This window comes from Rhizobium centroccidentale (genome assembly GCF_030182565.1).
Classification (GTDB): Bacteria; Pseudomonadota; Alphaproteobacteria; order Rhizobiales; family Rhizobiaceae; genus Rhizobium.
The window spans coordinates 132,931-153,215 of record NZ_JAQJCG010000010.1; the positions used below are offsets into that span (position 1 = coordinate 132,931).

The 20,285-nt window shown below is 58.7% G+C and carries 16 protein-coding genes; 7 read left to right on the plus strand and 9 right to left on the minus strand.

From position 1 onward, the window contains the following. Positions 1-65 precede the first annotated feature (65 nt). Together PH562_RS15455 and PH562_RS15460 are read right to left on the minus strand one after the other, a co-directional pair. Positions 66-890 (minus strand): TolB family protein, encoded by an 825-nt coding sequence (locus PH562_RS15455; RefSeq protein WP_285173982.1) that lies wholly within the window; start codon positions 888-890, stop codon positions 66-68. Between the two features lie 31 nt (positions 891-921). Beyond that, positions 922-2,601 (minus strand): NAD+ synthase, encoded by a 1,680-nt coding sequence (locus PH562_RS15460; protein ID WP_285173983.1) that lies wholly within the window; start codon positions 2,599-2,601, stop codon positions 922-924. A 189-nt stretch (positions 2,602-2,790) separates the two neighbouring features. Here PH562_RS15460 and PH562_RS15465 point away from each other — a divergent pair, with 189 nt between their 5' ends. Together PH562_RS15465 and PH562_RS15470 are read left to right on the plus strand one after the other, a co-directional pair. Continuing rightward, complete coding sequence (locus tag PH562_RS15465; protein WP_483315353.1) at positions 2,791-4,722, plus strand: LTA synthase family protein; 1,932 nt, start codon at positions 2,791-2,793, stop codon at positions 4,720-4,722. Positions 4,723-4,877: 155 nt separating this feature from the next. Continuing rightward, on the plus strand, positions 4,878-5,414 hold the full coding sequence (locus PH562_RS15470; protein WP_113229712.1) for a DUF1003 domain-containing protein: 537 nt from the start codon (positions 4,878-4,880) through the stop codon (positions 5,412-5,414). A 3-nt stretch (positions 5,415-5,417) separates the two neighbouring features. On the opposite strand, the gene PH562_RS15475 is transcribed toward PH562_RS15470, so the two are convergent. The 5 genes from PH562_RS15475 to rpiA all read right to left on the minus strand — a co-directional run bounded on the left by PH562_RS15475 (position 5,418) and on the right by rpiA (position 10,363). Then, positions 5,418-5,843 carry a GFA family protein gene (locus PH562_RS15475; protein ID WP_285173984.1) on the minus strand — a complete coding sequence of 142 codons (426 nt, stop codon included), beginning with the start codon at positions 5,841-5,843 and terminating at the stop codon, positions 5,418-5,420. 156 nt (positions 5,844-5,999) lie between these two features. Beyond that, positions 6,000-7,373 (minus strand): class II 3-deoxy-7-phosphoheptulonate synthase, encoded by a 1,374-nt coding sequence (locus PH562_RS15480; protein ID WP_285173985.1) that lies wholly within the window; start codon positions 7,371-7,373, stop codon positions 6,000-6,002. Between the two features lie 153 nt (positions 7,374-7,526). Then, positions 7,527-8,912, minus strand: coding sequence for a glutathione-disulfide reductase (gor, locus tag PH562_RS15485; RefSeq protein WP_285173987.1), 1,386 nt, complete (start codon positions 8,910-8,912; stop codon positions 7,527-7,529). Between the two features lie 181 nt (positions 8,913-9,093). Then, positions 9,094-9,648: a DUF2059 domain-containing protein gene (locus PH562_RS15490; protein ID WP_113229710.1), complete on the minus strand. Its 555-nt coding sequence runs from the start codon at positions 9,646-9,648 to the stop codon at positions 9,094-9,096. Between the two features lie 13 nt (positions 9,649-9,661). Beyond that, positions 9,662-10,363, minus strand: a complete 702-nt coding sequence (gene rpiA, locus PH562_RS15495) for a ribose-5-phosphate isomerase RpiA (protein WP_285173988.1) — start codon at positions 10,361-10,363, stop codon at positions 9,662-9,664. A 195-nt stretch (positions 10,364-10,558) separates the two neighbouring features. Between rpiA and PH562_RS15500 the strand changes: the two genes are divergently transcribed. Both PH562_RS15500 and PH562_RS15505 read left to right on the plus strand, forming a co-directional pair. After that, complete coding sequence (locus PH562_RS15500; RefSeq protein WP_113229708.1) at positions 10,559-11,233, plus strand: HAD family hydrolase; 675 nt, start codon at positions 10,559-10,561, stop codon at positions 11,231-11,233. Positions 11,234-11,668: 435 nt separating this feature from the next. Further along, complete coding sequence (locus tag PH562_RS15505; protein WP_285173990.1) at positions 11,669-12,586, plus strand: TIGR02281 family clan AA aspartic protease; 918 nt, start codon at positions 11,669-11,671, stop codon at positions 12,584-12,586. Between the two features lie 99 nt (positions 12,587-12,685). Here PH562_RS15505 and PH562_RS15510 read toward each other — a convergent pair whose 3' ends face one another. Then, positions 12,686-14,584 carry a L,D-transpeptidase family protein gene (locus tag PH562_RS15510; RefSeq protein WP_285173991.1) on the minus strand — a complete coding sequence of 633 codons (1,899 nt, stop codon included), beginning with the start codon at positions 14,582-14,584 and terminating at the stop codon, positions 12,686-12,688. Between the two features lie 401 nt (positions 14,585-14,985). Between PH562_RS15510 and fumC the strand changes: the two genes are divergently transcribed. From fumC to PH562_RS15525, 3 genes are all read left to right on the plus strand, one after another. Further along, entirely contained in the window at positions 14,986-16,377 is a 1,392-nt protein-coding gene (fumC, locus tag PH562_RS15515) for a class II fumarate hydratase (RefSeq protein WP_113229705.1), read from the plus strand. 362 nt (positions 16,378-16,739) lie between these two features. Then, positions 16,740-18,347, plus strand: coding sequence for a fumarate hydratase (locus PH562_RS15520; protein ID WP_285173992.1), 1,608 nt, complete (start codon positions 16,740-16,742; stop codon positions 18,345-18,347). Positions 18,348-18,543: 196 nt separating this feature from the next. After that, complete coding sequence (locus tag PH562_RS15525; protein ID WP_285173993.1) at positions 18,544-19,611, plus strand: GGDEF domain-containing protein; 1,068 nt, start codon at positions 18,544-18,546, stop codon at positions 19,609-19,611. A gap of 54 nt (positions 19,612-19,665) precedes the next feature. Here the strand turns inward: PH562_RS15525 and PH562_RS15530 are convergent, their stop codons facing one another. Further along, the gene (locus PH562_RS15530) at positions 19,666-20,274 is read right to left on the minus strand and encodes a pyridoxamine 5'-phosphate oxidase family protein (protein WP_285173995.1); all 609 of its coding nucleotides are present in this window, start codon (positions 20,272-20,274) and stop codon (positions 19,666-19,668) included. Between the last annotated feature and the right edge of the window lie 11 nt (positions 20,275-20,285).

Consider the following 20,285-nt stretch of genomic DNA (forward strand, 5'->3'; position numbering starts at 1 on the left):
CGCGGATCGGATGCGCCCTGAGAACGCATCCAGATCTATCGTGTCGGTTGTGATCTGTCCAGAGCTCAAGCCGGCTCATAGCGGACATAGGCGAACTCGTCTCCGTCCGGTGACCAGTTCGGCACATTGATCGATCCCTGCCCGCCAAAGAGCTCGAACAGCGTCGTGATATTGCCGCCATCCATGTCCATCAGCCGCATCCGTACATTGAGATCGCGCGGATGATCGAAGACGTCGGGATCGTAGGAGATCAGCACGACCTTGTCGTTTTTCGGCGACGGATGGGCGAACCAGTTGCCGTAGTTGTCATGAGTCAGCTGCTCCAGGCCGGTGCCGTCGGGATGAATGCGCCAGATCTGCATCAGGCCGGTGCGGCTCGAATTGAAATAGATCCATTGCCCGTCGGCGGAGAAATCCGGCCCGTCATTGCGGCCCTCGCCATGCGTCAGGCGCGTTTCCTCGCCACTATCGATCGAAATCGTATAGATATCGAAGACATCGTTGCGGATGCCGCAATAGGAGAAGCGCTTCCCGTCCGGCGACCAGCCATGCCAGTAGGCGGGCAGATTGGTGGTCACCTGCCTTGGCGTACCGCCCTCTGCCGGCAGAACATAGATGCAGGATTTGCCGTACTGGGTCTTGTCGGAAATGGCGATCAGCGATCCATCCGGGGAAATGCCGTGATCGTTGTTGCACTGGGTCGCAAAGCCGGTATCGACCTGGGCGATGCCGCTGCCATCCAGTGGTAGCCGATAGAGCAGCCCGTCTCCATTCAGCAGAAGATAGCGGCCGTCAGGCGAATAGTTCGGCGCCTCGATCAGCTGGTCCGTTTGCCAGACGATCCGGTTTGCACCCGTGCGGATATTATAGATCTCGACCGAGCTGCGCATTCTTCCTCTCCCTTGCCGCTGGATACCGCGATCAGCGATCGCGGAACCGGTTGGTGATCGGATAGCGACGGTCGCGACCGAAATTCTTCTTGGTAATCTTCACGCCCGGTGCGGACTGGCGGCGCTTGTACTCCGCGAGATAAAGCAGATGCTCAATGCGATGCACGGTCGCGACATCATGGCCGCGCGCTACGATTTCCTCAACCGACATTTCCTTCTCAACCAGGCATTCGAGGATATCGTCGAGCACTGGATAGGGCGGCAGCGAATCCTGGTCCGTCTGGTTCGGCCTCAGTTCCGCCGAAGGCGCCTTGTCGATGATGTTGTGGGGAATGACCTCGCCGGAGGGCCCGAGCGCACCGGGGGGTACATGCAGATTTCGCCAGCGCGACAGCGCATAAACCTGCATCTTGTAAAGATCCTTGATCGGGTTGAAGCCGCCGTTCATATCGCCATAAAGCGTGGCGTAGCCGACAGACATCTCCGACTTGTTGCCCGTCGTCACCACCATCGAGCCGAACTTGTTGGAGATCGCCATCAAAATGGTGCCGCGGGCGCGGCTCTGCAGGTTTTCCTCGGTGATGCCGCTTTCCGTGCCCTCAAAGAGATCGGACAAGGCCGAGGTGAAGCCGGTGACGGGATCTTCGATCGGTACGATGTCATAACGGCAGCCAAGCGCTTTGGCGCAATCGGCCGCATCCTTCAACGAATCCTGCGAGGTATAGCGATAAGGCAGCATGACGGTGCGCACACGCTCTTCGCCCAGCGCATCGACGGCAATCGCAGCGCAGATCGCCGAGTCGATGCCGCCGGATAGACCAAGCACGACCGACTTGAAGCCGTTCTTGTTGACATAATCGCGGAATCCCAGCAGGCAAGCGCGATAATCCGCCTCCTCGCCTTCCGGAATATGGGCCCTCGGACCTTCGGCGCAGTGCCAGCCACCACCGTTCTTCTTCCAGGTCGTTACTGCAAGCGCGGTTTCGAACTGGCTCATCTGGAAGGCCAGGGTCTTGTCGGCATTGAAGCCGAAGCTGGCTCCGTCGAAAACCAGTTCGTCCTGGCCGCCGAGCTGAGCAGCATAGATCATCGGCAAGCCGGTCTCGATAACCTGCTTCAGCACGACCTGATGGCGCACGTCGACCTTGCCGCGATAGTACGGCGAGCCATTCGGCGAGAGAAGGATTTCAGCACCGCTTTCGGCCAGCGTTTCGCAAACGCCGAGTTCGCCCCAGATGTCCTCGCAGATCGGAATACCCAGCCTAACGCCGCGGAAATTGACCGGACCAGGCATGGCGCCCTGATCGAAGACGCGCTTCTCGTCGAACTCGCCGTAGTTCGGCAGGTCTACCTTGTCACGGACCGCGATCACCTTCCCGCCATCGAGCACGGCAATCGAATTATAGCGCCCAGTTTCGTCCTGTCGGGGAAAGCCGATAATGACGCCGGGGCCGCCATCGGCCGTATCCGCGGCCAGAGCCTCGACCGCTTTCCAGCAGGCGCGAATGAAGGCCGGCTTCAGCACGAGATCTTCCGGCGGATAGCCGGAAATGAACAATTCCGTCAGTAATACGAGCTGCGCGCCTTCGCGCGCGGCTTCGGCGCGGGCGTCACGCGCCTTGGCGAGATTGCCGGAGACATCGCCGACCGTCGGATTGAGCTGCGCGACGGCGATGCGAATGGTGTTGGTAATCTGGCTTTGCTCTGTCATGCCATACATTTAGCGATGCCATCTTCCTTCCGCAACCGCCTTCCTTCCTGCACACGCATCAAAGATTTCACCACCCGCATAGGCGGTATTTTTGCCCGGAAAAATACTAAGCTAGCCTTGCGGTTCATGCCGCATTCATGACAGAAGCATGACACTTATATGAATATTTTGTAGCTTTTGGAGAAATCATTGGTTGCATTGGTCATCGAGTCCGCCTTGGCGGGCAAGCTTGCCCTTTTCCAGAAGATCGGCACAGCAAGACAGAAGTCCTCTGCTCTGCGCCTGCTTCTGAGCCTCACGCTGACCCTGCTTTTCTCCCTGTCCATCGTCATGACGGTTGAATGGGTCGCGCGCGGCGAATTCGCCTCAGCTTGGACCTATCTCCTTTCCCCGTCCCGCCCCGGCCTCACCACCGTCGGCATCGTTATCTTAGCCATGCTGACGCTGGATGCTCTGATCGGCCGTGCGCACCTGTCCGCTTTGATCATAGCGCCGCTGTTACTCGTCCCAGCGTTCATTTCCAGCCAGAAGCAGAATTTTCTCTCCGATCCGCTCTACCCTTCGGACTTCCTGTTTGGACGGCAGATCATGGAATTGATGCCCGTCATGGTACGCGATCGCCCCTGGACGGCTATGGCACTCGCATTCGGCATCATCGCCGGCACGGCAGCCATGATCCTGCTCTGGCGCCATCTCCGGAGCCACACGATCTCGCTGTCGCGAAACGAGCGCTTCGGCCGGCTTTCGGTCTGCCTGCCGCTGACGGCGCTTTTCGCCTCGCAGATGGACCCTACTCAATATTCCCTTCTTCGCGAGAAGCTGGGCATCATCCCAATCGTCTGGGACCAGACGGAAAACTATAACCACAACGGCTTCATCGTCGCCTTCGCACTGAACCTGCCCATGGCGGACGTCAAGTCACCGGCTGGATACGACCCCGCCGCCATCGACGCCATGCCCGCAAGAAACTACGGCTATCTCTCCGGTCCACGCCAAAAGCCAGACGTGATCATGCTGATGAGCGAATCCCTTTGGGATCCGACGCGGCTTTCCAACATCGCCTTTACGCCCGATCCGATGCCGACGATCCGCGCCAGACAATCCGGATATGTCTTCTCGCCGGAATTCGGCGGCATGACCGCCAATGTCGAGTTCGAGGCACTGACGGGCTTTTCCAATGCCTTCCTTCCCTATGGCAGCATTCCCTATCAGCAATATGTGCGCCGCCCGCTGCCGTCGCTTGCCACCTTCTTTCGCAGCGAAGGCTATATGGCGCGCGCCCTTCATCCCTTCAGCGGCTGGTTCTGGAACCGCAACGAGGTCTACAAGGCCTTCGGCTTCGAGGAGTTTCATACCCAGGAAACCCTGCCGCCAATGGACAAGCGCGGCATGTTCGCCGCCGACGATTCTCTGATGAAGGAAATCATGCGCGAAGGAGACGCCGCCGAGCGCCCCTTCTTCTTCTTTGCCGTCACCCTGCAGGGACATGGACCTTATGAAGCCGACCGCTATGCTGAGAATACCGTCAATATCGGTGGAGATCTGAGTGATGACGACCGTGCCGCGCTCTCCACCTATGTGCAGGGCGTTCGCGAAGCTGATGATAGCCTGAAGATGCTGGTGGATTGGGCCGAAAAGCGCGACCGCGAAACAATCATCGTCCTATGGGGAGATCATCTGCCGCCGCTCGGCAACGTCTATCCCAACACAGGCTACATGCCGCAGCAGGTGGCGACCCGCAAGGCGCCGCTCGACGTCATGAAACGGGAACATGAGACGCCGCTCGTCATCTGGTCGAGCAAGAAGGGTGCGCGCAAGGACATCGGCACCATCAGCCCCTCACAACTGCCGTACCACTTGCTGAAAACAGCCGGATATGAGCATCCTTTCTACACGGGTTTCCTCGGCCGCGTGCAGAAGAAATATACCATCGTCGACCGCTACCAGCTTGCAAGCCGCGACAATCAGGCCTTCCCCGATTGGGCGCGCAAGGAGCAGGAGCTTGACCCATTGGTGCGCGACTATCGTTATCTGCAGCACGACATGATGTTCGGTCACCAATATGGGCTGGAACGCTTCTTTCCGTCGCATGCGGAGCTAGTGGGCCAAGAGACTAGTTAGCACGTTCGCAGGCTAAGGTTCGAGCTACGGTCCGTGATAGGAGCACACGCATCAGCTCCATGCGTGTAATGGAGTTGAAACCCTTCCCTCGTTGCATTTTAACCCGTTGGGCGAATAGTTGCATTCAATGCCACTTGGACCTCGGAGCCCTCCCAATGCATAATCTTCCCAACTTCGTTCATCTGCATTTTGACAAGACAGCCGATCAGCTCGGCGACATCGAAAAGCGCGTTCTAAAAAAGGCGCACGAGCGAAAGGTCATCTCCACCGACATCAATGCAGCCATCTCGGCGGAATCATCCAGGGGAGAGCGTCTGGCCGACGGCATTGCCCGCGTCGGCGGCTCCTGGTCCTTCATCATCGCCTTCCTGCTGTTTCTGGTCTTCTGGTGCGTTGTCAACACCATCCTACTCACCACCAACGCCTTCGACCCCTACCCCTTCATCTTCCTGAACCTCGTCCTCTCCATGCTCGCCGCGATCCAGGCACCAATCATCATGATGTCCCAGAATCGGCAGGCGGAACGGGACCGTTTCGAAGCCGCCAAGGATTACGAGGTCAATCTCAAATCCGAGCTGGAAGTGCTCTCCCTCCACCAGAAGATCGATATGCAGGTATTGACCGAGCTCGCGGTGGTGCGGGAAGAGCTCGCCAAACTGAGCAAACTTGTTGCCGAAAAAGGCAGCATCTGAGGGTCAATCGGAGGGGCCGGCCGTCAGCAATCCCGGTCGCCCCTGCCGATATTGCGGCAGCCCGTCGTCGATCTCGTAATAATCGCCCTTGTCGGCACAATAGATGTGATAAGCTATCTCGAGGCCGCTGGGCTGGTCGAACAGACCGGCCATGATCGATATTTCATTGGCGCTATCGGCCACCCAGAAGAGGGCCGAGCCGCAGGTCCTGCAGAAACCGCGACGCGCGAATGTGCTGGCACGATACCAGGTGATCGCCTCTTCTCCCTCGATGACGAGATTTTCGCGCGCAACGTTGGTTGCGGCATAATAGAGCCCGGTCTGCTTGCGGCATTGCGAACAATGGCAGGCGACGACCTCACGCAGCTTGCCGCGTGTCGTGAAACGTACGCTGCCGCAAAGGCAGGCTCCCGTGTGTTCGTCGCTCATCATTGCTCCCTTTATTTCAAGGCAGCCTTCCCGAGAACCGCATTCGGGTCAATTTCAAAGAAATGAAGCATCTTTCAACCGCGCTGATCGGTCCGGCCAAAAGCAAACGGGCCGGTTTTCGCCGGCCCGTTCGATAGGTCTTGGATGCGGCTTCACTCAGCCATGTGCGCGCATACGCTTCTCGTCACGGCCACCCTTCATGCGCTCGGCGAGCAGGAAGGCAAGCTCGAGCGCCTGGTCGGCATTGAGGCGCGGGTCGCAATGCGTGTGATAGCGATCCTGCAGGTCTTCGGCACCGACGGCGCGGGCACCACCCGTGCATTCGGTCACATCCTTGCCGGTCATCTCGATGTGGATGCCGCCCGGATGCGTGCCTTCGGCGCGATGGATCTGGAAGAAGCTCTCGACTTCCGACAGGATGCGCTCGAACGGACGCGTCTTGTAGTTGTTGAGCGTGATCGTGTTGCCATGCATCGGGTCGCAGGACCAGACGACCTTGCGACCTTCCTTCTCGACAGCGCGGATGAGGCGCGGCAGATTGTCGGCAACCTTGTCGTGACCGAAACGGCAGATCAGCGTCAGGCGGCCGGCTTCGTTCTGCGGGTTCAGAATATCGATCAGATTAAGCAGATCGTCCGCCTGCAGCGAAGGACCGCACTTCAGACCGATCGGGTTCTTGATGCCGCGGAAATATTCGACATGGGCATGATCGGCCTGGCGCGTGCGGTCGCCAATCCAGAGCATATGGCCCGAGGTTGCGTACCAGTCGCCGGTCGTGGAATCGACACGGGTGAAGGCTTCTTCGTAGCCAAGCAGCAGCGCTTCGTGGCTGGTGAAGAAGTCGGTTTCACGCAGGCTCGCATTGCTCTCGGCGGTGATGCCGATCGCACGCATGAAATCCATCGTCTCGCCGATGCGGTCGGCAAGCTTGCGGTAGCGCTCGCCCTGCGGGCTATCCTTGACGAAGCCGAGCATCCACTTCTGCACGTTTTCAAGGTTGGCGTAGCCGCCCATGGCAAAGGCGCGCAGCAGATTGAGCGTCGCAGCTGACTGGCGGTAAGCCATCAGCTGACGTTCCGGATTGGGGATGCGTGCCTCTTCGGTGAAGTCGATGCCGTTGATGATGTCACCACGATAGCTCGGCAGCGAGATGCCGTTCTGCGTTTCGATGTTCGACGAGCGCGGCTTGGCGAACTGACCGGCAATGCGGCCGACCTTGACGACCGGCAACTGCGCGCCGAAGGTCAGGACGACAGCCATCTGCAGGAAGGCGCGGAAGAAGTCGCGGATGGTATCGGCGCCATGCTCGGCGAAGCTTTCGGCGCAATCGCCGCCCTGAAGCAGGAAGCCATTACCTTCGGCAACATTGGCGAGATGCGCCTTCAGGCGACGGGCTTCACCGGCAAAAACGAGCGGAGGATAGCTTGCAAGCTGGGCTTCGGTCTCTGCCAGCGCTGCCTTGTCCGGAAAATCCGGCACCTGCTGGATCGGTTTCTGCCGCCAACTGCTCGGTGTCCAATTCTGTGCCATCTCACCCACCTGCTTGTGCGCCCGATCTTGGTCGGGCGTCCCGTCATCGTAAATAACGCGCGCTTATAAACCTTTGCCGCCCACTTGCAAAGGCGGCAAACTACTGTGCGAATCTTTTATGGTGCAGTCGATCTCCGCGCCAAAACAGGCGCGTTACACGCGCTCGCCGTTGCGGATTCGGTAGCTCGGCGAATACATCGTCACCAATTCTTCCGCCGCCGTCGGATGCACCGCCATGGTGCGGTCGAAATCGTCCTTGGTGCAGCCCGCCTTCAGCGTAATGCCGAGAAGCTGCGCCATCTCGCCAGCATCATGGCCGAGAATATGAGCGCCGATCACCTTGCGGTCCGCCGCATTGACGATCAGCTTCATGATCATCTTCTCGGCTCGGCCTGAAAGCGTCGCCTTCATGGGCCGGAACTGGGCGCGATAGACCTCGAGTTCAGGATAGCGCTTGGCAGCATCCTCCTCGGTCAGGCCGACGGTACCGATCTCCGGCTGCGAGAAGACGGCCGTCGGGATGAGTTCGTGGTCCGGCCGTGTCGGATTGTCCTTGTAGACGGTCTCGATGAAGCACATGGCCTCGTGGATCGCCACGGGCGTCAGCTGTACCCGATCGGTGACGTCACCGAGAGCGAAGATATTCGGAACGGAAGTGCGCGAATATTCGTCGACAATAATGGCACCCTGCTCGTTGATCGCAACGCCGGCGCCCCCAAGCCCGAGATTTTCGGTATTCGGCGTACGGCCAAGCGCCAGCATGACGGTATCGACCGTCAGGGACTTGTCGTTCTTCGTCCGAACGCTGAGCCTGCCCTCTGCCCTCTCGACGTGCTCGATGATGTCGTGGCAGAGAATGCGGATGCCCTTCTCCTCCATGGCTTCATGCAGGCCTTTGCGCAGGTCGTGATCAAAGCGGGACAGGATCTCGGCACCGCGATAGATCAGCGTCGTTTCCACACCGAGGCCGTGGAAGATATTGGCGAACTCGACGGCGATGTAGCCGCCGCCGGCGATCAGGATCGATTTCGGCAGTTCCTTCAAATGGAACGCTTCGTTCGAGGAGATGCAGAGCTCGTGGCCGGGCAGTGCCGTATGCAGGTTCGGCCGACCGCCGGTTGCAATCACGATGGTTTCGGCCGTGATGGTCTGGCCGGTCCTCAGCAGCTTGACCGTATGGGAATCCACCAGCTCCGCACGTGTATCGAAAATGTCAGCCTTGGCATTGTCGAGCCCCTTGCGATAGAGGCCCTCCAGCCGGGCGATTTCCTTGTCCTTCGCCTCGATCAGCTTCTTCCAGTCGAAGCTGCTCTCGCCGACCGTCCATCCAAAACCGGCCGCGTCCTCGAAGTGCTCCCTATACTGCGAGGCATAGACGAAGAGCTTCTTCGGCACGCAGCCGCGAATGACGCAGGTGCCGCCATAGCGATACTCCTCGGCGATGCCGACCTTCTTGCCGAGCGATGCGGCCACGCGCGCGCTGCGCACGCCGCCGGAGCCGCCGCCAATCACGAAAAGGTCGAAATCAAACGAAGGCATGGATCGCTCCTGTAGACGTCAGATGCGCGCGAAGCGCCAATGGGGGTCGCACTCATATAGGGAGCCGAGACATAAAAAGAAAAGCCCGGAATCGATCCGGGCTTCGAATTTGCAACCGTTTGACGCTTACGCCGAAAGACGAAACTTGCCTTCCGGAACAAGTGCGACAACGATCCGTCGCTTACTGCTTCGGTGCGGTCTGAGCAGCAGCACCGGCATCCGGCGTGATGACCGGCTGCTTGACGACCTTCTGCAGGGCGTCGTTGCTCTGCTTTGCGAGATCGCGCGAAATGCCCTGGCTCCAGATATCGGCAGCCTTGTAGAGTTCGCGGGTGGCGAGCGGACCATCCTTGAGAAGCTTTTTGCCTGCCGGCGAACCGTAGAAATCGGCGATCGCCTTCAGTTCGTCGGCCGAGAAGGCCTTGGCATAGGTGATGGCAGCTTCACGCTCCAGATCGGCACGACGCGGTGCGAGCGCGAGCGCGGTCGCATCGACGGTCGAGTTGATGGCATCGCCGAAATTCGGGTTTGCCTGGATCATCGTGCTCTTCAGCTGCTCGGCGAGATTAGGCAAGATATTGTCGAACTGGTTGGTGATGCCGAGAGCGTTGATCGCGGCGCGCGCAGCCTTGATCTGATCCTCGGAAACTTCCTGAGCGTTGACGGAACCGAAAGCAATGCCGGAAAGAAGGATGGTTGCAGCGGCAAGACGGCCAAGACCCGCAAATTTGATCATGAGATGAGTGCTCCTATGTATTGTTCGCCTGCAACGTGCGCGCACCGGCAGGGCCGGCAATGATCGCTTGTGTCGCCATATGGATAAAGAGCCCGTGTTCGACAACGCCGGGAATCGAATAGAGCTCGCTCGACAGCGCCTCTGCATCAGGAATGCGGCCGAAAGATGCATCGACGATGTAGTGCCCCCCATCGGTCACAAAGAGGCTGTCACCGGAGCGGCGCATGTTGAGCGCGCCCGAGAGCCCAGTACGCGATGCGGCCTTCTCGATGAGGATGCGGGTGGAAACGAGACCGAAGGGATTGACTTCGATCGGCAGTGGATATGCGCCGAGCGTCTCGACGACCTTGCTTTGATCCGCGATGACGATCATGCGGGCTGAGGAAGCCGCAACGATCTTCTCTCGCAGCAGCGCACCGCCACCACCCTTGATCAGCGTCAGCGCACCATCAAGCTCATCGGCGCCATCGATGGTGAGATCGAGTTCCGGAAGCTCGTCGAGCGACTTCAACGGTACACCGAGTTCGTCGCAGAGCTTGGCCGTTCTTTCAGACGTGGGAACGCCCTGGATCGCGAGGCCGGCTGCGACCTTTTCAGCCAGCAGACGAACGAACTCCTCCGCCGTGCTGCCGGTGCCGATCCCGAGCCGCATGCCGCTTTCGACATAGGCGAGCGCAGCTCTCGCAGCCTCGATTTTCATCTGGCGGGCGTCCATGCGCCACCTGCTCCCATTGTTACGTTGGTCTGCTGTTTACACGGCTCTCCAGCCAAACGAAAGCCAAAATAACGGCATGATATAGAAATCGCCGGCGCCTTCCCGCCTAGGCTTTCCGGCACTTCAGTTGCAATTGCCCGCGCGATCTTCTAACTCCGGAAGACGCACTCTTTTCTCTGCAAAGGCCGATTCCTCGTGAAATCTCCCCTTGTCGTATTCGATCTCGACGGCACGCTGCTCGACACGCATGCGGACCTGATCGTCAGCCTGAATCATACGATCGACGCACTCAAGCTTCCGCCGGTCAGCTACGACGACGTGACGCATCTCGTCGGCAACGGCGCGCAGGTCATGATCGAGCGGGCCTGCAAGCTGCATGGCTATATGCTGACATCGGAAGAATTGCCTGCCCTCCTGCAGCGCTTCATCACTCACTATTCCGAAACCATGCCCGGCGTCACGCAGCCTTACCCGGGTCTGCTCGCAGCCCTCGATACGCTGAGAAGCCAGGGCTATAAGCTCGCCGTCTGCACCAACAAGATGGAATCGCTGGCACGTACCCTGCTCGAACGACTGAAGCTGACCCATTACTTCGAGGCCATTACCGGCGGCGACACCTTCACCGTCCGCAAGCCGAATGCCGAGCATCTGATCGGCACAGTCGAACGCGCCGGCGGCGACATCGCCCGGACGATCATGATCGGCGACAGCATCAACGACATCCTCGTCGCCCGCAATGCCGGCGTTCCCTCGATCGCAGTCCCTTTCGGTTACTCCGATGTCGGCATCGAAACGCTAGGCCCGAACCGCATCATCTATCACTATGATGAGCTGACGCCGGAGCTGGTCGAAGGGCTGCTGGCAGCCTGAAAATACTAAAATCCCTGTTGGTTCGAACGGCGCGGTTGTAACGGGCCTTGCGTGATTCACGCGCTTCCGCCACAACTTATCGAGGTTCTACTATCAGTACCATGACCGCACGAGGGAAAGCCCCGCTGTGCGATGTTGCCGAGGTGGGACAATCACTCGACAGCGGAGCACTCCCCCTTGCTCGTAGCAGATCCCGAAGACCGTAACGCCGGTAGATTGCCAAGCCGCAGAGGGTGGTTTGCCCCTATTGTCCGAACACTGATCATCTGTGGTGCACTATGTGCAGGTATTTGGCTCTACATCTACGGCGACCGCATTATAGGGTACGTCGAGACAGAAACCGGAGCTGGTGCCAAATCCGATCCCGCTCTGAACGCGGTCTATGAGAATTTCGACATCGCACCTTTGCCGAACATTGTTGCAGGCAGACCTGCGATGGCAGCCGATCTCGATATGTTGCGCCGAGAGCATTGTGATTGGAATGCAGTCTACAAATTCGCAGATGAGCTAACGAAGCAGGGCTATCGCCGCGAAGCGGCCAAAGTCTTCACTGCCTTCTCCAACAAGTGCAAGCCGTCGAATATCGCCTTGAGTTCAGCCGCCCAAATTCTGGACGATCTCAGCGACTTCGACGAAGCCCTGAAAGTCTCGAACCAAGTGATAGCAATGTCACCTGGAATGCCCGATTTCTATTTCCAGCGTGCGCGAATTCGCCAAAATGCCAAGAAATATCGGGAGGCCATCGATGACTATTATTCGGTCATCGGCCTTACCGACAATATCGCGATACTGAACAGCGCCGTATTTGAGGGAATCTCCGCCAGCTACCGCGAACTTGGTGAATATTGCGAGGCGATCGGGCCGCTTCAGCTTTGGGTTTCCACCAATCCCGACCGTAACGACACAGCGGTCGTGCGTGGGATCATCAAGCTCTATGAAACGATGGGCAAATGCGCCTCGATCTATGCCACCGGCAGCGATCGATTTCCGACGCAGGGCAAGAACGTCATCCTTGCCAAGGTCTCGGTCAATGGCACGGAGGGCGTGTTCATCGTCGACACCGGTGCAAGCTTCGTGGCGGTGAGCAAAGCCTTCGCCGCACGAGCTAAGCTACCGGCCAACGGCAACAATGGAATATCTCTCCAAACGGCAAACGGCGTTTCTCAAGCCACACGCACAACGGCGACTACCGTGAAGGTCGGGCATGTCCAGGCTAGCGATATCACGGCCGTGGTTCTCGACGATGATACGGCGCTTGGCACTGAAGTCGACGGGCTGCTCGGTCGTTCCTTCCTCTCGCGCTTCGACGTCACCTTCGGCAGCCGGGAGTGGCGGATCGAGGCTAAGAATTGAACTGGATTGCCCGCTGACATTGAGTGACATTCTCATACGAAAGCCAACAAAAAGGGCGACCGATGGCCGCCCGTTTTTGTATTTCCCGACTGACCAAACTCAGATCTGTGCAGTGCGTGCCTTTGAGGTCGCATCGAGCGCCTTCAGTGTGGCAGCATCGCGATCGTAGACGTCATTGAAGTATTGGATGACGCCGTCCTTGTTCGGCCAGGCGGTGAAATAGGCGATGTAAATCGGGAATTTCTGCGGCACGGCCACAGCCTTGTTCTGGCCAGCGGCGATCTGCTTGGCGACGTCGTCAACTGTGGTGTTCAGCACGGCAGCGGCCATCGCGCGCGGATCGGCAAGACGGACGCAACCGTGGCTGAGTGCGCGCATATCCTTCTTGAAGAAGCTCTTCTGCGGCGTGTCGTGCATGTAGATCGCATGCGAATTCGGGAAGAGGATTTTCAATTCGCCGAGCGCGTTGTCGCTGCTCGGCGGCTGGCGAACCGAGATGCTCTTCGTCGAGCCGTACCAGTCGACGCTGGACGAAGCGACGGCGCGGCCGCCGACTTCGACCTGATAGCCCATGCGATCGAGATAGTTCGGATCGGAACGCAGCTTCGGCAGCATCTCGTTGATGATGATCGACTGTGGAACGCCCCAGAACGGGTTGAATTCGACCGTCTGCACCTGATTTTCGAAGAAGAAAGTCTGGTGCTGCTTGCTGCCGACGACGACGCGCATCGACAGCTGCTCCTGGTTGTTATTGTAGTAATAGACCATGAAGGCCGGCTGATTGATGAAGACGTAGCGCGGGCCTAGTTCGTCCGGCAGCCAGCGCAGCTGCTCCATGGCGATGACGAGCTTCTGGATCTTCACATCGTTGTTCTCGCCGACCATGGCGCGAACGGAGGACGGGCCGATCACGCCGTCGGCCGTCAGACCCTTTTCGCGCTGGAAGTCCTCGACCAGCGACACGAGCTCGGGCGTATAGCTCGGCGTGCCCAGATAGGCGGAGAAAAGATCGGCGTGAGCCGCCTTCAGTGCATCCGAGCCGCGATGCTCGATCGCCTTGACGATATTGGCCATTTCCGGCGAGCTATCGCCTGGCTTCAGCGTGCCGGTCAGGGAAACGGAAATGTGACTGCCGTCCGTTCCAGACTCGGAGCGCAGCTTGGCCAACTCCGCCTTCAATTCCATGAATTGCGGATTGGAGGGGTTGCGGCTGTTGATATAAGCGGCGATATCGGGGCTGGCGCGCAGCACATCGAGCATGGCCGTCAGATTGACGTCCTTGCGCTTGAAGTCGTGATAGCCGGAGATCTTGTTCGGGTCGAGACGACCACGAACCGTATCCTGAACGAACATCAATATCTTGCTCGACAGCGCGAGTTCGAACTGCATGAGCGCGCGATCGCGCATCACCGGGTCGGCATTTGCCGCGTCGGCACTCGGCAGCGTCACCGCATAATCGGCAGGGTCGAGGCCGACGGAACCGGCACCGGCAAGAACCGCCATGGCGGCTTTCGCCTTGTCACTGACGGCATGGTCGGCAACCCAGAGAAGCGGCTTGCTCGGATCGGCGTAATAAGACTCGATCGCCTTGGCGATGTCGTTGGTCGCCATGACGCGCGCATCCGCGAGATAGCGGCGCTGCGAGACCTCGGCATCGACAGCAATCGGCGTGGGAGAGGCGTCAGCAACGGCGCCGGTCACCACCGGATCGGCGAAATGCACCGTCGACACCAGACGCATCTGGTCGGCCTTGTAAGTATAGTATTTCGGCGCATCGACGGTTGGCAGCGGCTGCTTTGCCCGCGGAGGCTCAACGGAGTTCAGCGTCTGTGCCGGGTTGACGGGAACCGGAGCCGAAACCTGCGTGCTCTGCTGACGACCCTGACCGCCACGGATGAAATCCATGAGGGTCATGGCACTTGCAGAGGTTGCGCCTATCGAGGAAAGGCAACAGGAAAGAGCCAGGACGGAGGCTGTGGCTTTGGACGCAAGTTTCATTCTCTAATCAGTCCCTGTATCGTGCGGTAACTTCGAGCTTGACGGTGCTGTTTTCAACTCTGCCGCGATGTCTTCGACATCGTATACTCACACTATGAAAACGGCGAGGCCCGCCTTTCGTTCAATGCCTCAACTTCATGTGACGAAGCGGTGGCGTCTTTCGCGGCTCAGTCCACACAAAAATATGAAATTATTGGTTAACGGTTTATTGAATTTTCGAAGACTTTTTAAGCGCCGAAAATGCGTGTCCGTTAATATATGCGCAGCGTGTTAAAAAGAGCACGCCGCACCAAGTAAAACATGACTAAAATAGTCACCAAATGGCGCTTTGATATTTTCATGAGGCCCTTTCGGACCTATATGAGCTGCTATCTGTCTCAACGGAAAGCAGGACCAGGAAGATGACGTCCACTCGCACCGAAACCGATACATTTGGCCCGATCGAAGTCGCCAGCGACCGCTATTGGGGCGCGCAGGCACAGCGCTCGCTCGGCAATTTCAAGATCGGCTGGGAAAAGCAGCCACTATCGGTCGTGCGTGCCCTTGGCATCGTCAAGCAGGCAGCCGCGCGCGCCAACATGGAGCTCGGCCAGTTGGATCCGGCCCTCGGCAAAGCGATCGTTGCGGCGGCGCAGGAAGTCATCGACGGAAAGCTCAATGACCACTTCCCGCTTGTCGTCTGGCAGACCGGCTCGGGCACGCAGTCGAACATGAATGCCAATGAAGTGATCTCCAACCGTGCGATCGAGATGCTCGGCGGCGTCATGGGCTCGAAGAAACCCGTGCACCCGAACGATCATGTGAACATGAGTCAGTCGTCGAACGACACCTATCCGACGGCCATGCACATCGCCTGCGCCGAACAGATCGTCCATCACCTGCTGCCAGCGCTCAGGCATTTGCATGCGGCGCTGGAAAAGAAGGTCGCCGACTTCGCCCATATCATCAAGATCGGCCGCACCCACACGCAGGACGCAACGCCGCTGACGCTCGGCCAGGAATTTTCCGGCTATGCCGCCCAGGTCGCCTCCTCGATCAAGCGCATCGAGCTGACGCTGCCGGGCCTTTGCGAACTCGCTCAGGGCGGTACCGCGGTCGGAACCGGACTCAATGCACCGATCGGCTTTGCCGAGAAGGTCGCCGACGAGATCGCCAAAATCACCGGCCTGCCCTTCGTTACTGCCCCGAACAAGTTCGAGGCGCTGGCTGCGCATGATTCGATGGTCTTCAGCCATGGCGCCATCAATGCCGCCGCCGCCGCGCTGTTCAAGATCGCCAACGACATCCGCCTGCTCGGTTCCGGCCCGCGCTCCGGTCTCGGCGAACTAGCGCTGCCGGAAAACGAACCGGGCTCCTCGATCATGCCCGGCAAGGTCAACCCGACCCAGTGCGAGGCATTGACGCAGGTTTGCATCCACATCTTCGGCAACAACGCTGCACTCACCTTTGCCGGCAGCCAGGGCCATTTCGAGCTCAACGTCTACAATCCGATGATGGCCTACAACTTCCTGCAGTCAGTGCAGTTGCTCGGCGATGCCGCCGTCTCCTTCACGGATAATTGCGTCGTCGGCATCGAGGCCCGCGAGGACAACATCAAGGCCGGTCTCGAACGTTCGCTGATGCTGGTGACGGCGCTCGCCCCGAAGATCGGCTACGACAACGCCGCCAAGATCGCCAAGACGGCGCATAAGAATGGCACGACCCTGAAGGAAGAAGCCCTGGCGAGCGGGCTGGTATCATCGGAAGAATATGACGCCATCGTCCGGCCGGAAACGATGATCGGCCCGAAGTAAGTTCCTCCTTCAGCGATTGCCCGGCATAATCCTCCAATGCCGCAGCCATGTGCGTGGCCCCTCACCCCAACCCTCTCCCCGCTCCTGCGGGGAGAGGGAGTTTATCGTGCAAGATCAGCAGCTTCAGTCAGTGCTGCAAATGCGGAACAAGTCCCCTCTCCCCGCACGCGGGGAGAGGGCTAGGGTGAGGGGCCGGGCACAGGGCTTCAGCATCAAAAGACTCACCCGTCCTGCGCATCGCCCCATCGACAATCTCCCATTTTGAGATTTCGACCAGCAGCCAAACAATTGCTTTTGCCGCAAGCCGGATTTAGATCGTTTCCAAACATCTTCCCCGCCATCCGGCTTGAAAGGTTTCCCATATGGCTGACGATCTGTTTCCCCTCGGCGACGACACGACCCCCTATCGCAAGATTTCCGGTGATTATGTTTCCGTCGACACCTTTAAGGGCCAGGATATTCTGACCGTCGATCCCGAAGGCATCCGCCTGCTTGCCGAAACGGCCTTTGCCGATATCAATCATCTATTGCGCCCCGGCCATCTGAAGCAGCTCGCCTCCATCCTGGAAGACCCCGAGGCGACCGATAACGACCGCTTCGTCGCTTACGATCTGCTGAAGAATGCCAATATCGCCGCCGGCGGCGTGCTTCCCATGTGCCAGGATACCGGCACCGCCATCATCATGGGCAAGAAAGGCCGCCGCGTCTGGACCGAAGGCGGCGACAGCGGCGCACTGGCCAAGGGCGTGCTCGACGCCTATGAGAAGAAGAACTTGCGCTACTCGCAACTCGCACCGATCAAGATGTTCGAGGAAAAGAACACCAAGAACAATCTGCCGGCGCAGATCGACATCTACGAGGAAGGCACTGACGCCTACGAATTCCTCTTCGTCGCCAAGGGCGGCGGTTCGGCCAACAAGACCTTCCTGTATCAGGGTACACCGTCGCTGCTGACCCACGACCGCATGCTGGATTTCCTCAAGGAAAAGATCCTGACGCTCGGCACGGCTGCCTGTCCTCCCTACCATCTCGCCATCGTCATCGGCGGCACCTCGGCGGAAATGAACCTCAAGACAGTCAAGCTCGCCTCGACGCGATATCTCGACTGTCTTCCCACGGAAGGTTCCGAAAGCGGACATGCCTTCCGGGATATCGAAATGGAGAAGGAAATCCATAAGCTCACGCAGAGCCTAGGCGTCGGCGCACAGTTCGGCGGCAAGTATTTTTGCCACGATGTCCGCGTCATCCGCCTGCCCCGCCACGGCGCCTCGCTGCCGATCGGCCTCGGCGTCTCCTGCTCCGCCGACCGCCAGGCCAAGGGCAAGATCACCCGTGACGGCATCTTCATCGAACAGCTCGAGACCGACCCGTCCAAGTACATGCCGGAGATCGACGAAGCGAAGCTCTCGGAATCCATGGTCCGCATCGACCTCAACCGGCCGATGGCGGATATCCTGGCAGAACTGTCCGCACATCCCGTAAAAACGCGCCTGTCCCTCACCGGCACCATCATCGTCGCGCGCGATCTTGCCCATGCCAAGATCCGCGAGCGCCTGGAAAAGGGCGAAGGCATGCCGGAATACCTGAAGAACCATCCGGTCTATTACGCCGGCCCGGCAAAGACGCCAGCCGGCTATGCCTCCGGTTCGTTCGGCCCGACGACCGCGGGCCGCATGGACAGCTACGTCGACCAGTTCCAATCCTTCGGCGGCTCCATGGTCATGCTCGCCAAGGGCAACCGCTCGCGCGCCGTACGGGATGCCTGCAAGACATATGGCGGCTTCTACCTTGGTTCGATCGGTGGGCCGGCTGCGCGCCTTGCCCAGGATTGCATCAAGAAGGTAGAGGTTCTCGAATACCCGGAACTCGGCATGGAAGCGGTATGGAAGATCGAGGTCGAAGATTTTCCCGCCTTTATCGTCATTGACGACAAGGGCAATGATTTCTTTCAGGAACTTAACCTTGGATAGAATAGCTACTTTGGATTGAGTATATCAAAAGGGGCGCATCGGCGCCCCTTTCTGTAAAACCATCTTCAATTGTATTATTTTTGAATAAAACCATGGTGACAGAGGATTTTTCATAATCGCACTCTTAATATTTTCTCAAAGAATCTTTGCATAGATAAAGAAGAGATTTAACAAATACATGTTACGGAGCTCACCGATGAGTACGGCGATTGCGCCGAAGGCGCAAATTCCCGACGTGGCAGGGCAAATTACCTACGCCATGCGATCCATGGGGGTCGCACCTATTCCTCGCAATTACGAACTTTTCTACGAAGCCTATATCGGCTCCAATCTTGCTCTCACCCGTGAACTTGCAGCTCTCGGCAAGAGCGCCACCCAGGAAGAGCTGGACGAGATCGGCGCCAAGTATTTTCCGCATCATGCAGGTCGCGTCTTCGACGAGGCGCATTCCCGCCTCGCCTCCGAACTCGATGCCGTCCTGCGTGCACTGCGTCAGGAACAGACAACACTCGAAGGCTATAATCGCCTGCTCGGCGAAACCAGCCAAAGCATAAGCTCCAGAAGCCACCACAGCGCCGAACTGCTGCGCGGCGCCATCGACATGCTCGCCGCAGCGACAGGCGACACCATGGCTCGCGGTGAAAAGACCGTCGAGCATGTCGTCGAGCGCAGCCAGGAAATGGATCTGGTCCGCAAGGAGTTGGACGAATACAAGCGCATCGCCAACACCGATTCGCTAACCCGGCTTTCCAACCGCCGCGCCTTCGAGGATCGGCTGATCTCCATCTTCGATAACCAGCTTACCCGGTCGACGACCGCTCTGGTTCTTGCTGATATTGATCACTTCAAGCGGGTCAACGACACGTTTGGCCACCCAGTCGGCGACAAGATTCTCGCCACCGTCGCCTCCATCATCCGCGCCAATGTACGCCGCGACGTTTTCGTCGCCCGCGTCGGAGGCGAGGAATTCGCTCTCATTCTGGAAGCCACCAGTGTCGAGGAAGTTACGACGGTTTGCGAACGGATACGTCGCACCCTCGAGGCGACGCCGTTCAAGAATTCGCGCACAAGGGTCGACTATGGTCCGATCACTCTCTCGCTCGGTATCTGCATGGCTTCTGAAGCAGCCGATTCAGGAGAGCTGTATAACAAGGCCGATCTGGCGCTTTACTGCGCCAAGAATGCCGGCCGCAACTGCAGCAGCATTTATCAGGATGGCATGCAGAAGGACTTCACCAAAAGTTGGCTCATCTACAAGAATTAGAAGCGAAGCCAACCAACCGCCGGCGCTGCTTTCCCAGGCATGCCGGCGGCTCGTTTACCAGAGCGTCTTGGCCGCCCGCACCGGCGCCTCGCGGTCATAGGTTTCCTGGTCGAAATCGGCCTTTGCAGCCTTGAGCATCATGCCGGCGCTCGGCAGGCTTGCCGGATCGACGAACCGTTCCGCATTCCACAGCTCGGCCCGCATCACTGCCCGCGCGCACTGGAAATAGACTTCCTCGATCGTGATGACGACAACGCAGCGCGGATGCTTGCCATCCATCTCGAAACTGTCGAGCACGGCCGGGTCGATCGAGACGACTGCCCGACCATTCAGCCGCATCGTCGTATTCGATCCCGGGATGAGAAACATCAGCGCTACGCGCGGATCGCGAACGATATTCGCAAGAGAGTCGACGCGGTTGTTGCCGCGCCAATCCGGCAGATACAGGGTCTTCTCGTCCTCTACACGAACGACTCCACCCAGGTCACCACGCGGTGAGCAATCAAGCCCTTCAGGCCCAACCGTTGCCAGTGCCATGAAGGGCGATGCTTCGATCATTTGGCGATAGAGCGGTGTCAAGACGCTCGTGACCTTGGTGATCGACGCCTCGCCGGCGTCGCCATAGAGCTGCTTCAGTTCCTCGACGGATGTGACAATGTGCATGCGGCCTCACG

Bases quoted from the DNA above. Each gene is read 5' to 3' on its own strand.
- PH562_RS15455 (WP_285173982.1), bottom strand. From the start codon at position 890: ATGCGCAGCTCGGTCGAGATCTATAATATCCGCACGGGTGCAAACCGG.
- PH562_RS15510 (WP_285173991.1), bottom strand. From the start codon at position 14,584: ATGAAACTTGCGTCCAAAGCCACAGCCTCCGTCCTGGCTCTTTCCTGT.
- rpiA (WP_285173988.1), bottom strand. From the start codon at position 10,363: ATGGACGCCCGCCAGATGAAAATCGAGGCTGCGAGAGCTGCGCTCGCC.
- PH562_RS15505 (WP_285173990.1), top strand. From the start codon at position 11,669: ATGGCAGCCGATCTCGATATGTTGCGCCGAGAGCATTGTGATTGGAAT.
- PH562_RS15475 (WP_285173984.1), bottom strand. From the start codon at position 5,843: ATGAGCGACGAACACACGGGAGCCTGCCTTTGCGGCAGCGTACGTTTC.
- PH562_RS15470 (WP_113229712.1), top strand. From the start codon at position 4,878: ATGCATAATCTTCCCAACTTCGTTCATCTGCATTTTGACAAGACAGCC.
- PH562_RS15520 (WP_285173992.1), top strand. From the start codon at position 16,740: ATGGCTGACGATCTGTTTCCCCTCGGCGACGACACGACCCCCTATCGC.
- PH562_RS15490 (WP_113229710.1), bottom strand. From the start codon at position 9,648: ATGATCAAATTTGCGGGTCTTGGCCGTCTTGCCGCTGCAACCATCCTT.
- PH562_RS15480 (WP_285173985.1), bottom strand. From the start codon at position 7,373: ATGGCACAGAATTGGACACCGAGCAGTTGGCGGCAGAAACCGATCCAG.
- gor (WP_285173987.1), bottom strand. From the start codon at position 8,912: ATGCCTTCGTTTGATTTCGACCTTTTCGTGATTGGCGGCGGCTCCGGC.
- PH562_RS15525 (WP_285173993.1), top strand. From the start codon at position 18,544: ATGAGTACGGCGATTGCGCCGAAGGCGCAAATTCCCGACGTGGCAGGG.
- PH562_RS15460 (WP_285173983.1), bottom strand. From the start codon at position 2,601: ATGACAGAGCAAAGCCAGATTACCAACACCATTCGCATCGCCGTCGCG.
- fumC (WP_113229705.1), top strand. From the start codon at position 14,986: ATGACGTCCACTCGCACCGAAACCGATACATTTGGCCCGATCGAAGTC.
- PH562_RS15530 (WP_285173995.1), bottom strand. From the start codon at position 20,274: ATGCACATTGTCACATCCGTCGAGGAACTGAAGCAGCTCTATGGCGAC.